The 23,157-nt window shown below is 44.7% G+C and carries 20 protein-coding genes; 1 reads left to right on the forward strand and 19 read right to left on the reverse strand.

Annotated features, from left to right (window positions below; all coding sequences use genetic code 11):
- Nucleotides 1-44 precede the first annotated feature (44 nt).
- From MHB82_RS16810 to MHB82_RS16885, 16 genes are all read right to left on the reverse strand, one after another.
- On the reverse strand, nucleotides 45-707 hold the full coding sequence (locus MHB82_RS16810) for a GntR family transcriptional regulator (protein ID WP_341175354.1): 663 nt from the start codon (nucleotides 705-707) through the stop codon (nucleotides 45-47).
- A gap of 382 nt (nucleotides 708-1,089) precedes the next feature.
- Nucleotides 1,090-3,714 (reverse strand): phosphoenolpyruvate synthase, encoded by a 2,625-nt coding sequence (ppsA, locus tag MHB82_RS16815; protein WP_341175355.1) that lies wholly within the window; start codon nucleotides 3,712-3,714, stop codon nucleotides 1,090-1,092.
- A gap of 559 nt (nucleotides 3,715-4,273) precedes the next feature.
- Nucleotides 4,274-4,405 (reverse strand): sporulation protein YjcZ, encoded by a 132-nt coding sequence (locus tag MHB82_RS16820; RefSeq protein WP_095357703.1) that lies wholly within the window; start codon nucleotides 4,403-4,405, stop codon nucleotides 4,274-4,276.
- Between the two features lie 286 nt (nucleotides 4,406-4,691).
- Nucleotides 4,692-5,201: a DUF4188 domain-containing protein gene (locus tag MHB82_RS16825; protein ID WP_341175356.1), complete on the reverse strand. Its 510-nt coding sequence runs from the start codon at nucleotides 5,199-5,201 to the stop codon at nucleotides 4,692-4,694.
- A gap of 18 nt (nucleotides 5,202-5,219) precedes the next feature.
- Entirely contained in the window at nucleotides 5,220-5,849 is a 630-nt protein-coding gene (locus MHB82_RS16830) for a TetR/AcrR family transcriptional regulator (protein WP_341175357.1), read from the reverse strand.
- Between the two features lie 205 nt (nucleotides 5,850-6,054).
- Complete coding sequence (locus tag MHB82_RS16835) at nucleotides 6,055-6,672, reverse strand: histidine phosphatase family protein (RefSeq protein WP_110822949.1); 618 nt, start codon at nucleotides 6,670-6,672, stop codon at nucleotides 6,055-6,057.
- Nucleotides 6,673-6,762: 90 nt separating this feature from the next.
- A complete protein-coding gene (locus tag MHB82_RS16840; protein ID WP_341175358.1) occupies nucleotides 6,763-7,341 on the reverse strand; it encodes a hypothetical protein in 579 nt (192 codons plus the stop codon).
- Nucleotides 7,342-7,483: 142 nt separating this feature from the next.
- Entirely contained in the window at nucleotides 7,484-7,684 is a 201-nt protein-coding gene (locus tag MHB82_RS16845; protein WP_341175359.1) for a hypothetical protein, read from the reverse strand.
- A 167-nt stretch (nucleotides 7,685-7,851) separates the two neighbouring features.
- Nucleotides 7,852-8,082, reverse strand: coding sequence for an isochorismatase family protein (locus tag MHB82_RS16850; protein ID WP_309147263.1), 231 nt, complete (start codon nucleotides 8,080-8,082; stop codon nucleotides 7,852-7,854).
- 325 nt (nucleotides 8,083-8,407) lie between these two features.
- The gene (locus MHB82_RS16855) at nucleotides 8,408-9,757 is read right to left on the reverse strand and encodes an ABC transporter substrate-binding protein (RefSeq protein ID WP_341175360.1); all 1,350 of its coding nucleotides are present in this window, start codon (nucleotides 9,755-9,757) and stop codon (nucleotides 8,408-8,410) included.
- Entirely contained in the window at nucleotides 9,754-11,502 is a 1,749-nt protein-coding gene (locus MHB82_RS16860; RefSeq protein ID WP_095357696.1) for a sensor histidine kinase, read from the reverse strand. Before MHB82_RS16860 ends, MHB82_RS16855 begins: the two co-directional genes overlap by 4 nt.
- 98 nt (nucleotides 11,503-11,600) lie before the next feature.
- A complete protein-coding gene (locus tag MHB82_RS16865) occupies nucleotides 11,601-13,244 on the reverse strand; it encodes an extracellular solute-binding protein (RefSeq protein ID WP_095357695.1) in 1,644 nt (547 codons plus the stop codon).
- A gap of 88 nt (nucleotides 13,245-13,332) precedes the next feature.
- Complete coding sequence (locus MHB82_RS16870) at nucleotides 13,333-14,202, reverse strand: carbohydrate ABC transporter permease (RefSeq protein WP_095357694.1); 870 nt, start codon at nucleotides 14,200-14,202, stop codon at nucleotides 13,333-13,335.
- A 14-nt stretch (nucleotides 14,203-14,216) separates the two neighbouring features.
- Nucleotides 14,217-15,182: an ABC transporter permease gene (locus MHB82_RS16875; protein ID WP_095357693.1), complete on the reverse strand. Its 966-nt coding sequence runs from the start codon at nucleotides 15,180-15,182 to the stop codon at nucleotides 14,217-14,219.
- A 195-nt stretch (nucleotides 15,183-15,377) separates the two neighbouring features.
- Nucleotides 15,378-16,925, reverse strand: coding sequence for a response regulator (locus MHB82_RS16880; RefSeq protein ID WP_110822954.1), 1,548 nt, complete (start codon nucleotides 16,923-16,925; stop codon nucleotides 15,378-15,380).
- A gap of 342 nt (nucleotides 16,926-17,267) precedes the next feature.
- On the reverse strand, nucleotides 17,268-18,464 hold the full coding sequence (locus tag MHB82_RS16885) for an MFS transporter (protein ID WP_341175361.1): 1,197 nt from the start codon (nucleotides 18,462-18,464) through the stop codon (nucleotides 17,268-17,270).
- A gap of 272 nt (nucleotides 18,465-18,736) precedes the next feature.
- Here MHB82_RS16885 and MHB82_RS16890 point away from each other — a divergent pair, with 272 nt between their 5' ends.
- The gene (locus tag MHB82_RS16890) at nucleotides 18,737-19,186 is read left to right on the forward strand and encodes a MarR family winged helix-turn-helix transcriptional regulator (RefSeq protein ID WP_095357690.1); all 450 of its coding nucleotides are present in this window, start codon (nucleotides 18,737-18,739) and stop codon (nucleotides 19,184-19,186) included.
- Between the two features lie 220 nt (nucleotides 19,187-19,406).
- On the opposite strand, the gene MHB82_RS16895 is transcribed toward MHB82_RS16890, so the two are convergent.
- The 3 genes from MHB82_RS16895 to MHB82_RS16905 are packed head-to-tail and all read right to left on the reverse strand — an operon-like array spanning nucleotide 19,407 to nucleotide 23,127.
- The gene (locus MHB82_RS16895; protein ID WP_341175362.1) at nucleotides 19,407-20,501 is read right to left on the reverse strand and encodes a pectinesterase family protein; all 1,095 of its coding nucleotides are present in this window, start codon (nucleotides 20,499-20,501) and stop codon (nucleotides 19,407-19,409) included.
- A 27-nt stretch (nucleotides 20,502-20,528) separates the two neighbouring features.
- Entirely contained in the window at nucleotides 20,529-21,509 is a 981-nt protein-coding gene (locus MHB82_RS16900) for a LacI family DNA-binding transcriptional regulator (RefSeq protein WP_176475944.1), read from the reverse strand.
- Nucleotides 21,510-21,537: 28 nt separating this feature from the next.
- On the reverse strand, nucleotides 21,538-23,127 hold the full coding sequence (locus tag MHB82_RS16905; protein ID WP_341175363.1) for an extracellular solute-binding protein: 1,590 nt from the start codon (nucleotides 23,125-23,127) through the stop codon (nucleotides 21,538-21,540).
- Nucleotides 23,128-23,157: the final 30 nt, after the last annotated feature.

Raw genomic sequence — 23,157 nt, forward strand, 5'->3', positions numbered from 1 at the left:
GTAATTTAGAATCCAAAATTGGATACAATCCTATCCAAAAAAAATCACTTTTGAAAGATCTCTTTAAAATTCAGGACATTGGGCGCCGTTTCTGTAAAATTTAGCGAACGTTCGATTTGCCAGAGATGCTCTGTCATAATGCGAGCTGCCTGCTCACCATCTTGCTGCTGAATCGTCGCTAGCAAGTCTATATGATCATGGCAGAAGCTCTGATCCGTCCCATACAAGGCGATGATGACAGAGGTGAGCGAGATCAACTCCTCGAGAAAATGATAGTAGTAATAGTTATCCGATAGTTCTGCCAGCTTAAGGTGTATATCAACCGTGACATCCAATGCGCCAACGATATCGCCTTCATGGCTAGCCTGATGCTCCTCCCGGATCAGAGTCTCGATAGGGAATAACTGCTCCGGCTTCACGGTTGCGCATAACTTTCGGACCATTGAGGTTTCGATAACCCTACGCATTTCAAAAACTTCTCTTGCTTCATCAACACTAGGACAAGAGACAAAAGCTCCCCGGTAAGGTATAACCGTGACCAGCTTCTCCATTTCGAGCCTTCTCAGCACGTTTCGGATTGGAGTGCGGCTGACCTCAAAAGCTTCGGCCAGTGCATCCTCCACCAGTTGGGAGTTCGGCAGCAGCTTGTGCTGTGTGATCGCCAGTTTGATGTCCCGGTAGATTTCCCTCTCCTTTCCTTTAGTCATATACTTCATCACTCCATCTCTTCTTAAGGTTACCTACTAAATTAAGAATGAATGAACTCTTAATTGAATATTATGATAGTTTTAGTCCTATCGAACGTCAATATATGTAACCTTATTTCGGAAAAATGCACAATAAAACCGACCAATACTCCTGTTTCTTCATCTACACACCATTTATAAGTTAATACCTAACATAATTATGATATGTATTCATTCATGTAGACATTTGTTAATGTGTAATTCCACGGAGCTTAACTAGAAATTGTATAGATAAAAATAAAAAAGCCGCTATAAAATAGCGACTTTCATCGGGATTGTATTCTTGTCTCACATTTAACGATACTGCATCTGTAAGGCAGTTAATTCTGAGTTGTTTATTTATTTACGACAGCAATTCGATATACCCTTCAGTTCCGTGTAAACGAATTCGTTGCCCATCTTTTATCAATTTAGTCGCATTCTCCACTCCAACAACGGCAGGCAAACCATATTCACGTGCGATAACAGCCCCATGAGTCATCAGTCCACCCACCTCCGTAACCAAGCCTTTTATGGATAAAAACAATGGAGTCCAGCTGGGATCAGTAAAAGTGGTCACAAGTATATCTCCATCTTCCAGATCCGCCTCCTCCATATTCAGAATGACACGCGCCCGCCCTTCGATCACGCCTGAAGATACAGCAAGACCGACAACAGCTTCAGCAGGAAGGTCCCCACGTCTGTACTTGCCTGTAATAATTTCGCCATCAGACGTGATCACCCGTGGCGGAGTTAGTTTTTCATACAACTTGTAATCATTTTTCCGTCTGTCAATGACCTCGTAATCCAATTTCATCGTGCGTACGGCTTCCTGCAGTTCTTCAAATGAAAGATAGTATATATCCTCCTTATTATCACGAATTACATGGGCTTGGACGAGTTGTTCCGTTCCCTTCAGCAAAGCCTGCTTATAAACGAAGTAACGACTAACAATGTCGTATTTCGGATATTCACGATAACCGATGAAATTACGGATCAGGTCAATCATTTGTTTTGTTTCTCTAGCTTTCTGTTCGCCGCCAGGTAATTGCTTCAAACGAGCTAATATGTCCTGTTCTTTTGACAAAGCTTCCTGTCGTCCTTGTTCAAATTTCCGTTTGCTGGCTCCAGGCTCAAGGTTCTTGATATTACTGAGGATCATGGGTATCAGCACACTCGGTTTTTCACTCCATCGAGTCCGTGTAATATCGATCTCCCCGGCACATCGCATTCCATATTTATTGAGATAAGCAGAAATAGCTTCATATGCTTGCTGGCCGCCTTCGAATTGAACCAGTTTATCCATAAAATGATCATCTCTTACTTGTTGTAAGTACTCAATGATTTCCGGATAGGGACGAATCACATCGGCAACATCCAGCAGCTCCATACCCATTTCTGAAGTAATGTTATGAGGTACAGACAAGGAAAGTGTGTCTGCAGCGTTTTTCTCACCTAACCAGTCATCCATTTTTTCATTAATCCATGCGGATGCGTGAAAAGCAGCCATGATCACACTCAAATTTTTCGAGTCGGAAGAACGCTTCTTCCGCTGCTGCATATCTTCCAGAATGCAATCAAATACGTCCAATCCCGCTTTCGTTTGCATCGTATGTTTCAACTCAGATACCGAGGTCTCACTATTCTGTATCAACGCAGCCACAATGGCTGAATCGCTTCCTGCCTCTTTTAAAATATCCGCAGGAGACATGCCCTTATGGCTTTTTATAGGTCCCTGTTCGCTTTTGTCATTCGGGTCCAGTGGTATAAAATCTCCCCGCTCTATAATGGTCATTAGTGCATCTTTTATAAGCGGATCGGAGTGTCCCAAGACACCCAGCAAATTCTGCCTGCCCGCCGAGGTAGACAGACCCTTGGTAATATCGACAAACAACCTTCCACCCCCCATTTTAAACATGGAGGGGTTGCCCGTTAGCTTCCAGATGGACATTCCCAATGGTTTGATTGGATCTGTCATCATTTGCTGATGACCAACAGATACATACACGTGATTTTCCTCATCTTGTGCTTCAGGAATTGGATATAAAGTGGTGATGGGGCGGCTCTGAACGATGTAAAATGTATCACCGTCCATACACCATTCGATGTCTTGGGGGCATCCGAAATGTTCTTCGAGCTGTTTACCCAAATGTGCGAGTTGTAAAATCTGTTGATCCGAAAGTGTTTGCGTCTTTTGCTGCTCAAGCTGAAGCTGCTTGGTCTCTGTTCCGCCTTCCTTCCGTCCATAAATCGCAAGTTTTTTGGTCTCAATTCGCTTGCTGACGATTTCCCCATCCTTAACTTGGTAACCATCAGCAGACACTAGGCCGGAAACAAGCGCCTCTCCGAGTCCGAAACTGGCATCGATTGAGATCAACTTCCGATTGCAAGTGATCGGATCCGCAGTAAATAATATCCCTGATGCCTGCGGTAACACCATTTTTTGAACCACAACAGATAAATAAACCTGCCTGTGGTCAAATCCATTCTGCATCCGGTAAATTACCGCGCGTTCTGTAAATAAAGAAGCCCAGCATTTACGGATATGTTCCAAGACGGCTTCTGTGCCGATAATATTTAAATACGTGTCCTGTTGACCAGCAAAAGAAGCATGGGGTAAGTCTTCAGCAGTTGCACTTGAGCGCACAGCATAGGCATGATCCTCACCAAAGCGAGAGAGAGATTGGACGACTGCTTTCACAACATCGGAAGGAATGACTACTTCCAAGATGGCCTGTTGGATCTCCTCACGGATTTTATTAACACGTTCTCGATCTTCTACCTTAAGCTCAGACAGCTGATCCAACAATGCATGAACCATTTTATTCTGTTTGATCGCTGTTTGGTATCCCACCGTTGTGACACAAAACCCTTCAGGCACATGAATCCCTTCCAATTTGGATAACAACCCTAAGTGCAGCCCTTTTCCACCAACCAGCCAAAGCTGAGTGTGATCTATTTCTTGAAAATCGAGAACCAGTGAATTCATTCAACCTCTCCTCTATCCGTTAAAATGTGAAAAACAAATATGATCGCTTCAGTCCTTTTCCCCTCAAATACCACCTTTCAAAAAAATAGCATTGACAAATCAAATTAAAAGATGTACTATAAATATAGGAATAATAATACTTACATACTTTTTTCGATTGAAATCAATGACGTTTATCGATTATATCATAGCGTTTTTTTGTGTTCAATTATTTTTTTGCTAAAAAGAGATGACCTTTGTTTTTATGGGGGCATCTCTTTTTACGTAAACAGTCTGAATAACTTTCTTATGTATAGAGAATAGATGGCCAGGAAAAGTATAAATGAATCTATTAAACAAATGCTCATAACAGAACTAGGAGATTTCTCTCCAACTCCTGTATTGACCCTACCTCTAACTTCTTAAAAAAAGGAACTGCCATATTAGCAGTTCCTTTTTTTTACATTACAGGCGAAACACCGAAACTCCGCTAGTCATACCAATTTTGCTTAAGGCACAGTTAGTTTTGAAGGTTTACAAGTTCTTATCTCTTCACTACTTGCGGCTTATTCAGTGATCATTACACCAAGAAAGCTTTGGAGATGATGACTAACAGAATAAAAAGTACCAGAATAGCACCAATGGACGTAAAACCACCATATCCTCCACCAATTCCTCCTACATTATCATTGCTGTATCCAACTGAACTCATATTTCTTCCCCCTCTTCTGTGGTATGTGTTAGATTATTCAGAAATGAATCTTTTGACAAGGCTATATACAAAAAGGGCTTATAGCAACGCTGCCTTTGCTTGTTTTCTGTTCGTTCATAAAAAACAAACAGCCGATCACGATGTCGGCTGCCTTATTCTTGTATTCAGTTATGTTTACCCCATTATCTACAAACACGCGACTTAGATACAGGATATCACCATGCAAGCATAAACTTAGGTTGCACCCTTTATTTGTTTGCTTCGGCAATGGCAGGAGACGCTTAGACTAAGGATTCGGAGGTGTTGGAACAGCTGGATCTCCTTCGCGGCCAAGCCGCCGACTTGCCGTTTCTCTACGCCCCGTTGCTGGAACGTGGGCTCCCGCTTTTGCCAATCCAAAGGTCGGCATATTGTTGTAGACACATTCATATTGCCCTTCAGGAACCACATAGGTTTCGTGGAAAATTCCTACATCTCCCCCAGTTCCAACTTTGCGGTTGAAATCCCTCCATGCCTTCAGATGGTTAGCTCCGTGTCGGGCATAGTGTTCCAGGTGTTCAAAGCTCCTCCAATATTGGATAAGTGTAAGTCCACGGCCTGAAAAGTGATAGGAACCATCCATGAATCCGAGCTCCTCTTTGTTTCGATACAGCTCCTGAAGCATCGGGGACATGGAATTCATAACAGGCAGCCATTTATGTATCGCCCACCATTTGTTAATCCGAAAACCAATCACGAAAACAACGAAGGAACCTTCCATCTGTGCGGTATAACGACCTGCAATCACTTTAGCCATGCTTATTCGCTCCTTCTCCTATATTTCAAGCAGACCCAGATGCGTATCATAAAAGCGGCCAATATCCGCTGAATTGTACAGTTGAGCCGTCAGAAACGCACCATAGAAAATGGTGAAACAGATCTGTACAGATTGCTCCAAGGTGAGAGATGGGTTGAGCTTACCCACTTGTTGTTCTTCCTTCATAAACTGTTGAAATAAAACGAACATATTAGGCGATTGACTCCCCGCTTCCTCGTGACCTGGAAAGAGCAGCGATACTTCCGCTTGACTCAGTTCAGGCATACAAGGCTGCATGTTCTGTTCTGCTAGAAAGGAAATCAAACTCGGCATCATCCCCGGCCTTACTTGATGCTCCTTGGCAACCCTGGACAATAAATGGCGGAATGCCTGGAATCCTTTTTTCTCTTCCTGTTCGATCTCGATCATTCGTTCAGTAAGCCAAACCCGCATAAAATAAATCAGCAAATCCTCTTTACGTTGATAAAATTTGAAAAAGGTGACCTTGGATATTTCTGCAGTCTTGCAGATGTCCTCAATCATGACTTGGCTGAACATTCGATCCTTCATTAAAGATAATCCAGCTTCATACAGCGCAATTTTGTTCTTGGCTTTTTTTAATTCCCTTAGTGAGATATCCTGGTTCATATTGATTGCATCCCCTCAAAGTTAACTACAGTTAATAAATTAACACGAGTTAACTTATTTAGTCAATACGGCTAAACAGACAGACTAAATACCCCTAACATTCGCTAGACAGATGCAGGGGTACAGCCCTAGTGAAATAATCTTTATTCCATTGGGACGCATATTGTATTGTTGTACCGATAAAAAAAGCCGCTTATCACGGCTTCTATATTTCATTTTCCATATTCTCTTTTACAATCTCGATAGATTTTACATTTAAATGTGTAGTGCAATTATACAACGAACATTCCCATCGAGGTTGTGCTGTATGCAGTATGGTGATAGAAGTATTCATTAAACTTTCTGTCATGTCGATATGCGGGATAAGTCTCTTCAAAGTCATCCCAAGGAATGCACCGTGACTCACGATTAATATATTCTCGTCTGGGTGTCTGTCTGATATGTCAGCAAGGCACTCCCTTCCTCTTTTTACAATCTCATCGTCTGATTCGATGCCGAGATCCAGTCTAAACCATCCATACCCCCATCGATTGACACGCTCTTGTTCTGTTGTCCCTTCTATAAGCCCACAGTTCATTTCTCTCAAGCGTGGGTCGGTTCTTACTTCAATATTCTTGAATTTGCCGATGATTTCCGCTGTTTCAAGTGCTCTGGACAAATCACTAGAATAAATATAATTCCACTGTTCTGTGCTAATTCTTCGGGACAAGAGTTCAGCTTGTTGTCGCCCCTTTTCATTGAGCGGGATATCTGAATGGCCTTGTGTCCGATATTCGTCGTTCCAATCCGTTACTCCGTGTCGGATCAATCCTAACGTCGTCATTGGTATCCCTCTTTTCCTCGGTATTATGTAATTTGGTCAAGAGAAAGCCTTCTATTTATTCAACGAATGTTCCCCTTAGACCAATGATGCTTAGCCCCGTTTCCTTTTCTTCCTTGCTCTCATGATGAAGACGGCACTCACCACAAGGATTATTGCAAGGACGATATACAAATCAAAATCCTGCTCCATCATAAACCACATCTTGGATTCCAGATTCACTTGTTGTTTTGGCCCGAATCCCTCACCGAATTGTTTAGTTGCTTGATTAAGGTTATTCATTTCAATTGTCGTGCTGCACGGACTACTGCTTAATTCGCCATCCATTTCACTAATAAATATGAAGTATTTACTGCCTTCCTTGAAGTTAAAACCCCAAGTGTAGTCGGTTGCGACAATGATTTGAGAATCAACTTCCGTTTTCCAGCTTCGCTCAACTTCCACTAGTATATATCTAACTTTCTCTTTTGTGCCCGTTATCCCTTCTTGCTTCAGGTCAACTTGAATTTTCTTTATTTCACCGTAAACAGCACCAGTATATACGTCTAACTCTTCTTGAAGGTTTCCCTTCTCAGCACAGGATAGAGCATTAACGTCTTGACCACTCGAAAAATAGAATATGGTAGTGATAAGAAATATGATCGTGAGTAAACGATGCTTCAGTTTCTCCACCTACTTATCATCATATTATTACGTACATCTTACATCTTACATCTTATTGACTTTCTCAGCAGATGAAAAGTTGCACTCATCCCTCAGCTAGTTGAACAAGAGCAGCCGATCACATAAGTCAGCTGCTCTCTTAGCTATATTGCTAAAGACAACCAATGACTTCGTTGTTATCCAAGGCAATGATTATGGAATTACCGATTTGCTTTTCCATTTTTGCAAAAGCTTCCACATATTCTTTTGGCAGTGGATCTATGAAACGCTCTCGGGTAGCACCCATTTCATCATCTGCTAATATACGAATAATGGTAGGAAGATGGGTTAACATTGCAGTTCTAACTTCCATGTAGACTCCAATACTGAATTCAAGTTATTTTATTTACATATAGAATACCAACAATATAGCTCCAAACACCATCGTGAGAAAAACATTAGTTTCTTAAAACAAAAAGCCGCTATTATAGCGACTTTGAATGGAACATTGTTTTTTTCTGCGAAACCCCACGTCTCTGTTTAATTTAATGTTGTCTGATGTGAGGTATCTATATAAGAGACTATTCCTGCTGTATCTTTAACCATGCCGAAATACGTATCCACTGTTTTCAACGTCATATCATGTTCTGCTTGTGAAAAAGCTGCGCAGGCATCTTGTATAAGGACAATGTGATAATCAAGCATAAAACCTTCCCTTGCTGTAGACTCAACACACAAATTCGTGCTAACCCCTGTCAGGATGACAGTAATCGTTACAACAAGAGATTAAACAGAATTTGAATTGATCTATCCTACCTATTCTACTCCCTCTAATTTAGTACGGTTGATTTCAAGTAAATCGTGCCATTTAAAATCAATTAACTGGTATGATTCTGTCCTGAGTTGAATGGTACCGCTCAATTTTCATCCTTACTTGTTCCGATATAATAATAAGCAGTCGCTATTAACTATTAAAAAACAGTTGCCTACATAGGCAACTGTTTTTAGGTTAAGTGACATCGACAGCAAGACGTTATCCTGGCAGTTAGCATAATGAAACTGATATTATTCACGATATTGTATCCTCTTACTCATATCATTCCATCGTTTGTTTTTCAGATACTTCAGATACTTCAGATACTTTAAACGTAAGTTTGGGTTTCTCTCCCAAAATTGCACTGGCTTCCTCTCGGAACTGCCTGGCCGCCTGTTCCGGTGTAACTCGGCCAAAAAGCAGCTGGTCGTAAATCTCCCGCAGGACCGCGGTCACTTCTGATCCGCTAACCGGATCGGGGGAGTCCATTGGGCTGCTGTTCCTTTCTACCCAATCCACATAATCAAATACCTGTTGTACCTCTGGGTCCACAATTTGTTTGATCTGCACTTTGACCCTTGATGAGAGAGGGACACCCCGTTCACCCTTAAGCAGTTTATTCGCTTCAATATCATTAACGAAAAAGCTGATAAACCGGGCTGCTTCTTCCTTGTGTCTGGAATTACTTGCAACTGAGAAGAACATGCCCGGCTTTAGGAAAAGTGCTTCCTGGCTATGGGGTCCCGGCATGGGGGCAATAGCCAAAGGCTTGCCGTATTCTCTGGACGTGGCAATGAACTGGTTCGAATAGCCCCAGTTAAACAGGGCTTGCCCCCTATAAAATGGATCCCTATCCGGCTTGCCAATATCCGAGGCCCATATATCTGGCGGAAAAATTAGCTTCTCTTTGGCCATTTGCTGCATACGGCCAAAGTAATCGATAAACAACGTATCATCCTCGTACCCCAGCCGCTGTCCATCCTCAGCATAGAGCTTCATTCCATGCTGCCTTAGATAATATGCAAAAAACTGTTCTGGCGTAAAGTAAGTGCCTAGATACATGTCTTTGTCATGCAACCTGTTTCCCATGGCGTAGAAATCGTCCCACGTCCAGTCCACAGTGGGTTCTTCGATACCTTGCTCCCGCAAAATCTCCGGGTCGTAATAGCCCATCAAGGCATTGACTCCCAGACTCATGCCGTAAACTTTACCATCCATTTCACCGATCCGGACCTTGCCTTCGTCCATGTCGCTTGTGTCAATTATGCCTCGATCCATGTATGGTGCAAGATCTTCAAGCAAGTTGAGGGAACTATACTGAGACAGATAGGAGATATCCATTTGTATAATGTCCGGCAACGTATTCCCCGCTGCGTAAGGGGCTAGTTTTTTCCAATATTCATTGAAGTTGTTGTACTCATACTTAATATGGACATGAGGATTCTGCTGTTCATACAGATCTATCACTGCAGCGGTTGCCTCGTTGCGCATCTGTCCACCCCACCAGGCCATATGCAGTGTAATGGGCTCTTCTTCGACAATCATGCCGGGTCTCGAGACAAGCTGGGGCGTACACCCCGCAAGAATCGTTAAGAGACACAGTATGCCGAGGAATCGAAACCATATGCTCATAGTGCTTCCCCCTTTGGTGGTGGTAACAGCAAGATAACCCGCGTTCCCCTACCCGGACTGCTCTCCAGAATCATGTCGTACTCTTCCCCAAAAGCAAGATGGAGCCGATCCCTGATATTCAATAACCCGATCCCGCTTCCTCTGGTTTGAACCTCTCCACGCAATACCTGTTTGACGTATTCTTGCTCCATGCCAGGACCGTTGTCCTCTACAAATACAGCCAGCTTATTTTCATGCATCTGAGCGTACAGACGAATCACGCAAGGACCTGTCTGTAATTCCAGACCATACTGGATGGCGTTTTCGAGCAGTGGCTGTAAAGTCATTTTGGGGATACTGCACTGTAAATAGGCAGAGGGCATATCCATTTGCAAATCCAGTCTTGTCTGAAAGCGGTATTGCTGAATCGTGATATAATGGCTCACAATTTCAAGCTCTTCCGCAATGGTAATTACATTTTGCTTGAAACTGATAGAAGTACGGAGCAAATATCCAAGAGACAAGACCATGCGTGATATCTGTTCCTGCCGGCTCTTTTTGGCAAGCCAATGGATCGAATCCAAAGCATTATACAGAAAGTGGGGATTAATCTGAGCTTGCAATGCTTTAAATTCTGTCTCTTTGATCACCAGCTGATTAGCATAATTCTCCTTGATTAACGTATTGATACGGGTAATCATGAGCCGGTACGTACGCTGCAGCATACCTAGCTCGTCCACATGCTTAGAAACTGGCATAGTAATGGTGGTATCCATATTCTCCAAACTTCCGTGCTGAATGTCTCTCATCTGGGTAATCAATTGCTGAATTGGCCTGGTCAAGCTGCGCGCAAAAGCCATACCGAGTGTCAGTACCACAACAATTGCAATCACATAGACCACGATGAGTGCATTCTTCAATAAAATAATGCGCTCAAATATCTGTTCATAAGGTGCCATATTATAATAAACCCAGCCTGTCTGCGCAGACTTCTTCTGTGCCACAAGTACGATTTGGTCATCCAACTCTTTGATCTCATACCCTCCACTCCCTGGAAGCGGTTGCAAATCTGCAGATAGGCTATCTGAAAACTCCCGGAACGGATATATTACCTTTTGCCCTGCTTTGAGCACAATATCACTGTCCTTGTTGTCTATGCCGGCATATTCCTCGATTAGTTTGTCAATGTTGATCCGAAAAAACAGAATGCCTATAGGCTCCAGCGTCATCGGCTCGTAGCTTCTCACTTGACGCACCATGGCCAGCATCGGATCGTCTTCATCCGGATACAGCCAGCGTACCGCTCCGTTTGCCCCTTCTGCCGCTCGGATCATTCGGTTGTACTTTTCACTGGAAAAAGTCAGCGCTTCGCCGTATTTAACCAACCCACCTTGAGAGTCAATAAGATGAACGGACTGCACATATCGTGCAGCCCCACTGGCGTGTTCCCATATCCGGTCAGCCATCCGGTTTCGCTCAACAAACCCCGTATAATCCGTATCATCCTGGGCAAGCGACTTCAGGGACTTTTGAATAACTCTATCTGAGATCATCGCATGCGATAATGCCTCCAGCTTCCTGAGCTCTGCATCCACGGTGGACGAAGAGAGGTTAAGCAGACTGGACGATTTGTCATACAACTGTCTGTCATAGACCGAGTACGTATAATATAAAGAAGTAAATGCCAGTGTGATGACCAGAGCCATCATCAGCATAATCATCAGAAATACTTTCATTTTAATGCTTAATTTGCGATAGGCTGTCATGGCAAGTGCGCTCCTTTGCACCACGTGTTCTCTATACTTATAACACATGTAGGAGAAATTTCCTGTCGAAACAAACATGAACAGCCACAAACTGACTTTTATTTTGATTGGTAGCGGTCGTAGGCAGCTTGATGCACGGCAATGGCCTCGTCGATGCCCATGCTTTTAATGGTTTCGACCATTTTATCGAATTCCGTGATAGGTTTCTGGCCGTTAATGATCGCGGTCATCGTTTCATTCAGATACGTATCGACCTGGCTCATGATCGAGGTGCTTTTACTGGCTTCTTGCGTAGTCAAGCGAATCGTGGGAAGGGTAAGTGCCGAGCTGGCTTTCATCCATTCCTCGTTGGCCGCCCGCTGCCCGTCATCGAAGAGAAGCGCATCCAGATACCTGCTGTCCTGATTGATTGGTCCATCCATGATTGATAGTGCATAAGAAGCCAGTGCCTGGTCATAGGTCAACCCCTGCGGATTATCGGTGATGACTTCTGTAAATTTCACACCATCACCTTCCTTCACATAGCTCTCATTCTCGATGCCAAAGTTGAACAGATCACTGCCATCTTCACTGTAATTATAGTCCATCCACTGTACGATGTACTTCAATTTATCCTCGTCCGCCGATGAAGTGATGGCTTCGCCGTAACTCAGCACTTTGTTTTCCAAATTAAAGGAAGAATAGCCTGTTCCATCCGGGGATATCGGCCATGGAGCGCCTGTCACATTAAAGTTCGGGTCTGTGTCCCGCATCAGGTTGAAATACTTGCCCATTCCGCTAAATACGCCACCTTGATAGGCTCCCGCCAGGTTGTTGGTGACTTTGTAATCAAACGCCTTGCCATCATTCGTCATGATTTCGGGATCAATTAATCCTTCCTTGTACCAGGTGGACATGTTCTCCAGAAAGTCACGATACCCTGGCTGTATAGGTCCGTACTCCACCTTGTCTCCATTCAGCTGAAAGCCACCGATGACACCAAATCCGGGTGCAAAATCATGCAGCTTGGTCAGATTTCCTGGTCCCCAGTTGCCGGTAAATGGCAATTCATCCGCTTTGCCGTTACCGTTCGGATCTTGCTCCCTGAAGGCTTTGAGTACCGTATGCCACTCGTCGATTGTGGTAGGAACCTCCAGCCCCAGCTTATCCAGCCAATCCTTGCGTATAATCAATCCTGAAGTGGCGTTCAGCTTCAGTGCATCCAGCTTCATTAACGGGAACATGTAGATCGTTCCATCATCCAGGGCAATTTGCTTTTTCACATCCGGATCGGATTCAATGATTCGTTTCAGGTTTGGAGCATATTGATCTATCAGTTCGTTAAGCCGAATAATTCGACCATCCTTAATCATCTTCTCCGGGCCGCCAACGGCATCCGCCCAGTTGTAGTAGATCACATCAGGCAACTGCTTCGTCGAAATCAGCAGATTGAATTGGTCACGCTGCTGTCCCAGAGGCGGATGTGTAAAATTTGCCTTGATGCCAGTCAGCTCTTCTTTCTTTTTGTAGGCTGCCGTTTCGCCGAAATTCCCCAGGGAAGCCGTCAATTTAGCATCATTGGCACGCCAGTATTCAATGGTAAATGGCTCGCTTGTAATCGGCAAAGGAATTTCGGTAAGTGCCTCTGACGGAGTTACCGTGTTGTCGTCAGGTTTAGTGGTTTCGCTTCCTCCGGTGCAGCCTGCCAGCATCGCCATCGTCAGAAGAGAAGAGAGCATGATGGACCCCATTCTTTTTTTCATGTCATTCGCCTCCACATAAGTCATTTATAATATCAGAAGTCGTGACCTTAGTCAGTCACGGCTCCTAAATATTTCAGTTAAATTGCTTTTATTGTTTGACAGCACCAATTAATGCTCCCTGAACGAAGAAACGCTGGATAAACGGGTATACGAGCATAATTGGCAGTGTAGAGATGATAATCGTTGCATATTTGATGTTTTCCCCGATGGCAAAACCGGTATCTGTCCCGGCGCCCATGGCTTCCGTACTGCTGCTGATCAGAATATCCCTCATAATGATCTGGATGGGATAAAGCTCCTGACTGCGTAAATAAAGCATCGGTCCTACATAATCGTTCCAGTGATCCACTGCATAATACAGCATCATCACGGCAAGGATCGGCTTCGATAACGGCAATACGATACGGAACAGGATCAGAAAATCGTTTGCCCCGTCCAGCTTCGCTGATTCGATCAAACTGGTCGGAATGCCTTCGAAATTCGTTTTCATAATGAGAAAATAAAATGTACTGATTGCACCTGGAATAATCATGGCCAGTCTTGTATCCACAAGGCCCAGATTCTGAATCAACAAAAACGTCGGAATCATGCCGCCACCAAAAAACATGGTGAAGGTAATCATTTTCATTAATGTTTTTCGCCCCATCAGATCCTTTCTTGACAATCCGTAGGCAGCCAAGGAGGTCATCAGCAGGTTAATCGCCGTACCGGCGACCACGTAGAACAGCGTGTTCATGTAGCCCGTATATATCCTTGTATCTTTGAAAACGGACTTATATGCTTCCAGCTGAAAGCCTTCCGGCAGCAGCATCAGGGATCTGGAACGCAGCATCTGATCCGGGTCGCTGATGGAGGAATTGAACACGTATAACATGGGGTAAAAGCAGATCAACATAAAGATGATCAGAACAAGAACATTGATTGCATCAAAGATGCGTTCCCCTACAGACCTTTTCATCGTTTCACCTCCGCTTACCAGAGACTGGTTGAGTTCATTTTTTTGCTAATCGCATTGGCGATAATAAGCAGTGAAAAATTGATAATGCCGTTAAATAACCCGATAGCCGTGGAATATGTATAGTTACCTTCCAATATCCCTGATCGGTACACGAAGGTGGAGATAACGTCTGATGTTTCATACGTTGGTGCTGTCTGCATCAAGAGGATCTTTTGAAAATCGGAGTTCATCACCGCACCAAGACGAAGGATCAACATAATGACAATCGTCGGCATAATGCCTGGCAGCGTGATATGCAGCAGTTGTCTCCAGCGTCCGGCACCATCGATTTTGGAGGCTTCATACAACTGGGGATCAATGCCGCTGAGTGCCGCCAAAAAGATAATGGATGCCCAGCCAGCCCCTTGCCATATGTTCGATAAGATATAAATGGGACGGAACATGTCCTTTTCGGCCAAAAACATGACCGGCTGTAAGTCGAAAAAATCCCGAATGACATTAAACAAGCCGCCATCGAGTGTTGAGAACGTTTTCAACATTCCGACCACCACAACGACTGATATAAAATGAGGCATGTAGCTTATCGTTTGCACTGTGCTCTTGAACCATTTCTTGCGAACCTCGTTCAGCAGGATAGCCAGCAAGATGGGTGCCGGGAATCCAAATACAATGCTGTAAAAACTTAAAATGAGTGTGTTTTTAATCAGCCGCCAAAAATAGTAACTCTCGAAAAACATCGTAAAATTGTCAAAACCGATCCACGTTCCTGCCAAAATCCCGTTGACGGGGCTATAGGATTCCTGAAAAGCCATCAGCAGCCCGTACATTGGGCCATAACTGAATATCAAATAATACGCGACGACAGGAACGAGCATCAGATATACATATTTGTTTCGAGCCAGTTCCTTTTTGACGACACCCCATCTGCCTGGTGGTTTCAATGTACCCGCTTGCACCACCGGACCTCGCTTCAGTTCCATTCCCCTTGCCTCCAATTCCGATGTTCATTCGTTAACATCCTATGGTAATCATAAAATTTGGAGGTCATGCTTCCCATGCTCATTTCCGCTCTCTTCATGTTCAAAACCGACTTTCAACCGACAAAAAACACCCTGACGCCTTTTGAGGCATACAGGGTGTATGATGCTGAGAATGCATTAGAACAACCGACAAGGCTATGGAACCTTCTTATATTCGGAAGGCGAGAAACCCGTATATTTCTTAAACACTTTGCTGAAATATGGCCAGTTGGCTCCAAAACCGGTCTTCTCGGCGAGCGATGAAACCGTGCAGCTGCTATCCTGCTTCAAGAGTTCCAATGCTTTGCCCATCCGGTAACGCAGTACATAATTCGTAAATTTCTCTCCAGTTTCCTTTTTAAATATTTTGCCGATATAGTCCGGATTCATGTAAATCTCACCAGCAATAGCCTGAAGTGTCAGAGATTCATCCTCATACCGTGACTCCACGAGTTCCTTGACAGCCTGCACCATTTGCGATTGTCTGGAGCGCTGCTGCCGGTAGCGCTCCAGTGCAATATCTCGTGCTGTATCCAGAATAAAAAGTTGAAACGACTGAAGTGTACTTGATTCCATCATACAGGGCAGTCGATCCATGTATTCTTTCATCCCCGTAGGACTGCTAAGCCGAATGATCTCCATAAAGGTCTGAATGAGATAGGACTTGGTCTGAAATATGTCATAACGTTGATCTGACAGTAAGCAGAACGTCTGCTTCAGCTCATCCTCTGCCACCTGCCAATGTCCAGCCTGAATGGCCGCAACGAGCCGCTCCTGATCCATCTCAAATTCCGAATAGCCATGTTCCTCCGGGGATAGAATATCCCTTTCCATGATAAGGCTGCCCTCCCCCAGGTAAAAGCGATGGTTCAGGTACGATATAGTCTGCATGTACAACTGACGTGTCTGTGCCAATTCTCCCGGCTCACTGAGAGCCATCGTCAAGTCATAGTGATAGTACCGGGTGAACGTGTGACGAATCTCGTCGATATTATGAAACAATTGCTTCTCTGGAAGTTTGTCTTCCATGATCAACAGCACATGACGTCCCAAGGTTGTGCTGAGAATGGGATTGTGAAAGACATCTTCGGCGATGTTCTGGATGGCAAACAGGTGCAAGTACTCATGCTCTCCCTCTATCTCAACCAGCAGCATCCGCACCTGCTGACTTCGAAAATCCACGCCGAACAACTCGCCGAAGTGTCCCCACTCCTTGGCACCATAGGTCTTGTTAGTGACGAGTTCCTTCAGGAAGTATTGCTTCGCATGCGGCAATACACGTTCCAAGTTAGTTTGGATCGTTTGCACAAACTGGGCCTGATCCGTCCATTCATCCTTTTCGCCTACCAGTTCAGCGATAGCCTCCATCAGGCTCTCTTCACTGCACGGCTTAAGCAAATAGTGCTTGACTCCGTACTGCATTGCTCTCTTGGCGTACTCGAATTCAGTAAAGCCTGTCAGCATAACAAATGATATATCCTGATACATTTCGGTAACCGCTTCAACCAGCTGCAGGCCATCCATGCCAGGCATACGAATATCCGTAATAATAATGTCAGGACGTTGAAGCTCTATAAAAGCGAGCGCTTCCAATCCATCCTGAGCGGTGCCTATCAATTCTGTACCAAGTCGATTCCAACTCATTACGCTGGCAATTCCGTCAAGAATCATCCATTCGTCATCAACCAGCAGAACCTTGTACATTCGCTATTCCCCCTGTTGGATATGCTTATGTCTCTATTATAATGAGATAGTGCCTCATGACGAAGAATGAATTGTAGTCTAATCATGAAATATCTTCAATTCCTGCACTTCCTTTTAACCAAAAGGTTTCCATTGCCGCATCTAGTACGCTGGCTTATTAAATTCACGAGGTCTTCCGTTTTTACTCATGATATCTCCTTTCTCAGAAGCAGGTACAGACACAGTGCAGGTATTTTGTAACGATCTGTCAAGAATTCTGATTCCCTATTCACTTCTGGCTTACAAACCCACGCTGGACTTGGATGAAAGCAAAAAGAAGCACCTCCTCAGGTGCCCCTTCTACTAAGATTCCTTCCAGCTATACGCTATATAGACGATACAGAATAGGATGATGACGAGAAACGAATAACGATACATCATCGCATAACTGCTGGCTTCGGCTAGACGCCCAAGAAGTAACGCACCTCCGCCGATGCCAAGGTCAAACGCCGAATAAAAAGTCGCATTCGCAGGTCCGCGCAGTTCGGGTTCCACGCGGTTTAAGATCCATGCTTGCAGCGAAGGCTGCACTGCTCCGAACCCAAAACCAAAAAGAACTGCTGAAATTGCCAGCATGGTCATGCTATGGGCATAGGACAGAACGAGCAGCGAAGCGGCCAGTAATACGCTGCCGGGCAATATGACCCAGGTGTGGCCCTTGCGGTCGAATAGACGTCCTGAGATAAACCGCACAATAAGCAGGCAAATGGCATTCAACGTAAAGAACAAACCAACGTTACCTATCTGAGCTTCTTCACCAAACAGTGTAATGAAGCTGACGATCCCGCCATAAACAATCCCGATCAGCAGACCAAGCAAGGAAGGAAACAGCGCCTTTGGCTCGAACAGCTGTGACCGAAAAGAGGTTTTCGCTTGTACTTGATCTCCGCTACCCAAAGAGGAATCGCTCTGTTTACGCTGTTTCTGAACGCCCCATACGCATAGCAAAGACAGGGCCGTACTGACGGCTGCAACGACAATAACACCAGGCATCTGCCATTTTCCGTCCAGAAGTGCAAGTCCGATCGCAGGCGCCAAAGCCATGGCAAGAGTACTTGCAAGACCGAAATAACCAATCCCCTCTCCCCGCCGATTAGCCGGAATAATATCTGAGGCGATGGTGCTCGATGTGACCGTGACAATCCCCCAACCAACGCCGTGAATGCAGCGCGCCAGTAGAAGCATGGCAACCGAAACCGTCCAATTGTACGAGGATATAATGAGAAAACAAAGGATAAGTCCTGCAACCAGCCAGCCTTTTTTGCTCCGATTCATAAGTGCTCCGACCAATGGCCGTGTGAATAAGGAGAATACGGTAAAAATACTAATGATCAAGCCGACCGCCGTATTGTTTCCACCCAAGTCCAGCATATAAACCGGCAACGTAGGCAGCAGTATCTGAAACCCGAAGAACAAAAAGAAGCTTGCAGCTGTGATCAGTACAAAATCCATTGTCCATAACCTAGGCGACTGCTGTTGCTGTGAAAGTTCATTGTCCATCACACGCCTCCTTAGAACTGCCGAGCCAGGCTTGCTGTGTTTGCCAGCCCTTGTACAGTCAGTCTTGGATTTGGTCTGACGAATAATACGTTAGTCATGGTGAAGCCTCCAGTATGGTTAATTTAGTGAGTAACCTCACCTTTTTTAATATATAGTGAGTTTACTCACTAATTTTCAGGAAGTCAATCCTTCTGGGCTGACACAATTTGAAAAAGAGATTCTTTACGATAAAATAGAAGGAGACTTATTGTGAAAAGAGGATATATAAGCAAATGAACATATCGTCAAATGACTACCCGGATGAAGAAGCTGCCGATACCTTTTATTTACTCACCACCACCTCACGTATTTTGAAATTCGAATTCGATAAACGTCTGGCTTCGTTGGATCTGCCCATCCCCCTCTCAGGGGCCCGTCTGCGACTGTTGATGGAAGTTTGGAAAGCGGAGCATATACGCATGAATGAGCTTGCGGCTGTCATGGACTTAAAACCACGAACGATCACGGATTTCGTGAACGCCTTGGAAGAAAACGGACTGATTCAGCGTACCGTTGACCCGACAGACCGGCGTGCGACCATTCTTTCACTTACTGATAAGGCCAAGCCCCATATTCGGACGATTCGCTCAATAAGCGCGGAAATCTCTGAAAAGCTCATGGCTAAACTTACAGTCGAGCAGCGGCGACAAATGAGGGAAATGCTTCACGTTTTAGTCGAGTAATGATGCTTCCTAAATGCAAAATCCCTGCACTTGAGTAGTTGTGGAGGGATTTTGCACCTGATCAGATATGTCTCGGGACTGCTTTCCGTTTCGCTAATCGCCCGTTTGATACCGAAAACAGCCGATCATGTTGATCGGCTGCCTCCTTGTTTATTCCCTATCGTTTCTCGTTTGTTGAAAGACATCTTATTAGGCATAAAAGTGTTTCGTTCGGAAAGGGTTATCTAAAGGGAAGCCAGCCATCGACCCCGGACAAAATGTGAGCCGCTGTATACTCGGATGCTTCTTCTTCAGTCAGCCTCTTAGCCCACGAAACCCTCTCTTCCGTACTCGCTGCTCCGGGACCCTTACTATTAAATTCAGCGTATACAACAGTAGTTTCGGCATCTGGTTTGTTCCAGTTATGCCAGCCCTCCATCTTAACATGAGCACCCATCCAGCAGTTCAGAAAGCACACTTTAGCATGGTTCCGCCACGGCCGGCCGAGGTATATCGACTGCGGGGGAGCATTGCTGGTCAGGGTGCAATCGATGAACACATAGCCATGGCGAACGTCTTCGGGTGTCGAAGCCGCAGTAATCCACCCATTTACCGTATTCTCTGCTGGAGCAGTATCTGATATATGATTTTGGGAGAAAATTTCACACCCCTTGAACACGGCCGTAGCCGAGCCAAAAATAAAATCAACATCGCCCTCTATATAACAGTCCTCAAAGTACTGACGGAGTTTCCGGCGTTCTGCCCCATCGCGCGGCCCCCCGAAAAAGCTTCGGTCCATGGGCTTTGACGGGAGCGGTCCGGTGAAAATGGTATCCTGATGCCCGATGAAGCGACAATTGCGGAACGCTGCACGGTCACCATCCACGTATATGGCAAGGGCTTGCCCAACATCCTTGCCTGGACCTGCAGAATTCACAAAAGAAAGTCCCTCTGCTGTGAAATCATCCTCTCCGATGAAGGCCGTGTACGAATGAAACGTATGATATAGCTGTCCGTCAGGGAATTTTTTTAGCGCATAGTCATCGTAAGTAATAACAGTTTGCTCTGCGCCCTCTCCGATTAAATGAATCCTAGGCTTATCCATATAAAGCTTCTCATAATAAATACCTTGCTTGATTCGGATCTCCAGCTCATTGATGGCATTATCTGGCATGGCGTTAATTGCAGCCTGAATGGTAGAGAAGTCTCCGCTTCCATCTTGAGCCACCGTGTAGTAACGAGATGGACAGGGCTGATTTATACCATTGAACACCTGTTCATCCCCCGCTTTCGTTTCAAGTCTATTTATACAAGAGTTGTTCTTGTGTGCCTCCATATTCCACCTCCTCTATCGTTGTTATTGCTAAAACTCCCTGGCTATCGCAGTTGAATTACGATGATTCAGTTTCGGTTGGATGACAACTGGATAATCCACTTCTTCATTGCGGATTAATGATACGATTAGTTCTGCAGCCTGAACAGCCAGTTCATCCAGTGCAGGGCCGATTGTGGTCAGAGCAACTTCAGCATATTGCATATCTGGCAGATCATCATAACCGATTAATGATATCTCACGGGGTACATTGTAGCCTGCCTCCAGCAAAGCCCGCAGCGCTCCTCGGGTTACAAGGTTATTCAAACCGATAAAAGCCGTCGGTGCCTTTGGACCAAATGTATAATTTCGAATTGCAAAATACCCGTCCTCCCAAGAGGAATGTGCTGGCAGTACGTAATCTTCTTCAAATTTTAGATTTGTGCGCTGCAAAGCTTCTCGGTACCCTTCCAGCTTGATATTTTGCGAGTTACCAATGAAACCGATACGGGTGTGTCCGAGCGAATTCAAATGCTCCACCGCTTTAAATATTCCCTCTTTACGATCAACTTTGATATAAGGGGAATTGGGCGTCTCATCTGTACCCAGCACAAAGCAAGGCATATTAAGAGTGGAAAACTTCTTCCAAAATGCATCCCGATTTTCAAGTGCATAATCCCACAATATGCAGCCATCTACGCGGAGCTGGCTGAACACATCTACCCCATCATCTGCAACGACCAGAATCATTTGGTATCCACGCTGTTTCAGTTCTGCATGCAGAATGCCCGATATATTCGAGAACAATGGATTGCTCAATTCATCAAGCACAAAACCTATAATATTGCTTCTTCCAGTAGAGAGCTGCTGAGCTAGAATGTTTTTTCGATACTGGTGTTTCTCGGCGACTGCAAGGACTTTCTGTCTAGTCGCCGGTTTAATCCGGGGGTCTCCATTAAGCGCCTTGGATACCGTACTATAGCTAACCCCCGCCAGTTTGGCAATGTCCTTAATCGTTATCAGTTCAATCAACACCTCTCATACTGACCGCCTTCAAATACTACTGCTGAGCAGCCTTGTAACGGTCATATTGTGCCTGTCTGCCAGCAATAACCTGCTCAATGTTCATTTTTTTCAATGTTTCAATATAACTGTCAAACTGATCCAAGCTGGTATCTCCGCTTATAAATTTAAAATTCATCTCTTCAACATAGGTTGTAATATCTGGCATTGACATGCTCTCTACACTGGCTTCATCCGGTAGAGCATAAACAAATGGAAAAGGTTCACGAATATATGGTTCTAGCTCCTTGTCGAGCTTTGCATGCCACTCTGCCACCACGGAATCGGCAGAGTCAGTGGACTGAATATTAGGCAGATTGACAGGACCAATGCCGAGTTTCTGGATATACTCATTGTCTTTACCCTTGTCCGTAAACGCTTTCACCCCATTCTCCTCCGTATACGTATCATCTTTGATGCCCCATGTATAAAATGTTTGTGCTTCCTCACTTACCGCATAATCCAGGAATCGAAAAGCAAGTTCTGGATTTTTGCTGTCACGCGTAATGCCAAAGATACCACTTACAGGTGTACGTCCCACATAGAACTGATCTCCATTTGGCCCTTTCAAAGGTAGAATGCCTTTGAAGATGGGCTCCTTCGGATCGTAATCCTTGAACAACGGACTGTAGACCATTGACATGTACCAGCTAAAATTAAACGTTGCTCCGGTCACATCCTGAGATATTCGTGAGGTTACCTGATCGCTTGTAGTACTCGCATAATCCACTCCAAGCAGTCCTTCTTTGTAAAGCCCGTTCAAATAAGTCAGGTATTCTTTGTAGGCAGGCTCATAATAGCTAAAATGGACCCTGCCCTGATCATTCGCATAAAACTGGTTGGCCAGATCCAGGCCAAAGACCGGTCCAAACGCCATCGACACAAACTTCGACTCCATAGATAATGGGATCTCATCTGCTTGACCATTGCCATTTGGATCATCTGTCTTGAATTTGCGAAGCATCGCCGTGAACTCATCCAATGTTGTAGGCTCATTCATTCCGAGCTTCTTCAACCAGCGCTGATTGATCATAAACACAGGCATATAGTTTCTGGTCAATGTTTGCTGCGGAATATAATACATTTTACCATCTGGCGTGGTTAAACTGGCTTTGACTGAAGGAGATTTTTCATATATTTTTTTGAGATTCATCCCATACTTATCTACCAATTCGTTAATCGGAATAAATAACCCGCTGTTAATATACTTCATAAGTTGATCCTGATCAGGCAAATAAACGATGTCTGGTAACCCCGTACCAGCGGCAAGTCTTGGATTCACAGCATCCGCATAGTTTTGCGGCGGGATTAGATCCCAATCAACCTGAACACCCGCAATATCCTCAATTTTCTTCACAATTGCAGCAGTAGATAGATCTACATTTGTCGTCCATGCATTCGTCCCGAGGATAGATAACTTAGCATCCGTCTGATCCGTCACAGGTCCTGCACCTGTGTAATTAAATGCCGGTTCCGAGCTTGGTGGACTGCTACCTACATCTGTTCCTGTTCCGCCACTACAACCCGCAAGGCTGACTGCAAGTATTGCTGCCATTACACTTTTTCTTCCTGCCCCTTTAATTCTCATCCATTATTCCTCCTTGGTATGAACAAACTT

It is taken from the genome of Paenibacillus sp. FSL K6-2862 (genome assembly GCF_038005125.1).
GTDB lineage: Bacteria > Bacillota > Bacilli > Paenibacillales > Paenibacillaceae > Paenibacillus > Paenibacillus illinoisensis_A.

Excerpts from the sequence above, each read along its gene's own strand:
- MHB82_RS16810 (WP_341175354.1), bottom strand. The coding sequence starts at position 707 with ATGACTAAAGGAAAGGAGAGGGAAATCTACCGGGACATCAAACTGGCG.
- ppsA (WP_341175355.1), bottom strand. The coding sequence starts at position 3,714 with ATGAATTCACTGGTTCTCGATTTTCAAGAAATAGATCACACTCAGCTT.
- MHB82_RS16820 (WP_095357703.1), bottom strand. The coding sequence starts at position 4,405 with ATGAGTTCAGTTGGATACAGCAATGATAATGTAGGAGGAATTGGTGGA.
- MHB82_RS16825 (WP_341175356.1), bottom strand. The coding sequence starts at position 5,201 with ATGGCTAAAGTGATTGCAGGTCGTTATACCGCACAGATGGAAGGTTCC.
- MHB82_RS16830 (WP_341175357.1), bottom strand. The coding sequence starts at position 5,849 with ATGAACCAGGATATCTCACTAAGGGAATTAAAAAAAGCCAAGAACAAA.
- MHB82_RS16835 (WP_110822949.1), bottom strand. The coding sequence starts at position 6,672 with ATGACGACGTTAGGATTGATCCGACACGGAGTAACGGATTGGAACGAC.
- MHB82_RS16845 (WP_341175359.1), bottom strand. The coding sequence starts at position 7,684 with ATGGAAGTTAGAACTGCAATGTTAACCCATCTTCCTACCATTATTCGT.
- MHB82_RS16855 (WP_341175360.1), bottom strand. The coding sequence starts at position 9,757 with ATGAGCATATGGTTTCGATTCCTCGGCATACTGTGTCTCTTAACGATT.
- MHB82_RS16860 (WP_095357696.1), bottom strand. The coding sequence starts at position 11,502 with ATGACAGCCTATCGCAAATTAAGCATTAAAATGAAAGTATTTCTGATG.
- MHB82_RS16865 (WP_095357695.1), bottom strand. The coding sequence starts at position 13,244 with ATGAAAAAAAGAATGGGGTCCATCATGCTCTCTTCTCTTCTGACGATG.
- MHB82_RS16870 (WP_095357694.1), bottom strand. The coding sequence starts at position 14,202 with ATGAAAAGGTCTGTAGGGGAACGCATCTTTGATGCAATCAATGTTCTT.
- MHB82_RS16875 (WP_095357693.1), bottom strand. The coding sequence starts at position 15,182 with ATGGAACTGAAGCGAGGTCCGGTGGTGCAAGCGGGTACATTGAAACCA.
- MHB82_RS16880 (WP_110822954.1), bottom strand. The coding sequence starts at position 16,925 with ATGTACAAGGTTCTGCTGGTTGATGACGAATGGATGATTCTTGACGGA.
- MHB82_RS16885 (WP_341175361.1), bottom strand. The coding sequence starts at position 18,464 with ATGGACAATGAACTTTCACAGCAACAGCAGTCGCCTAGGTTATGGACA.
- MHB82_RS16890 (WP_095357690.1), top strand. The coding sequence starts at position 18,737 with ATGAACATATCGTCAAATGACTACCCGGATGAAGAAGCTGCCGATACC.
- MHB82_RS16895 (WP_341175362.1), bottom strand. The coding sequence starts at position 20,501 with ATGGAGGCACACAAGAACAACTCTTGTATAAATAGACTTGAAACGAAA.
- MHB82_RS16905 (WP_341175363.1), bottom strand. The coding sequence starts at position 23,127 with ATGAGAATTAAAGGGGCAGGAAGAAAAAGTGTAATGGCAGCAATACTT.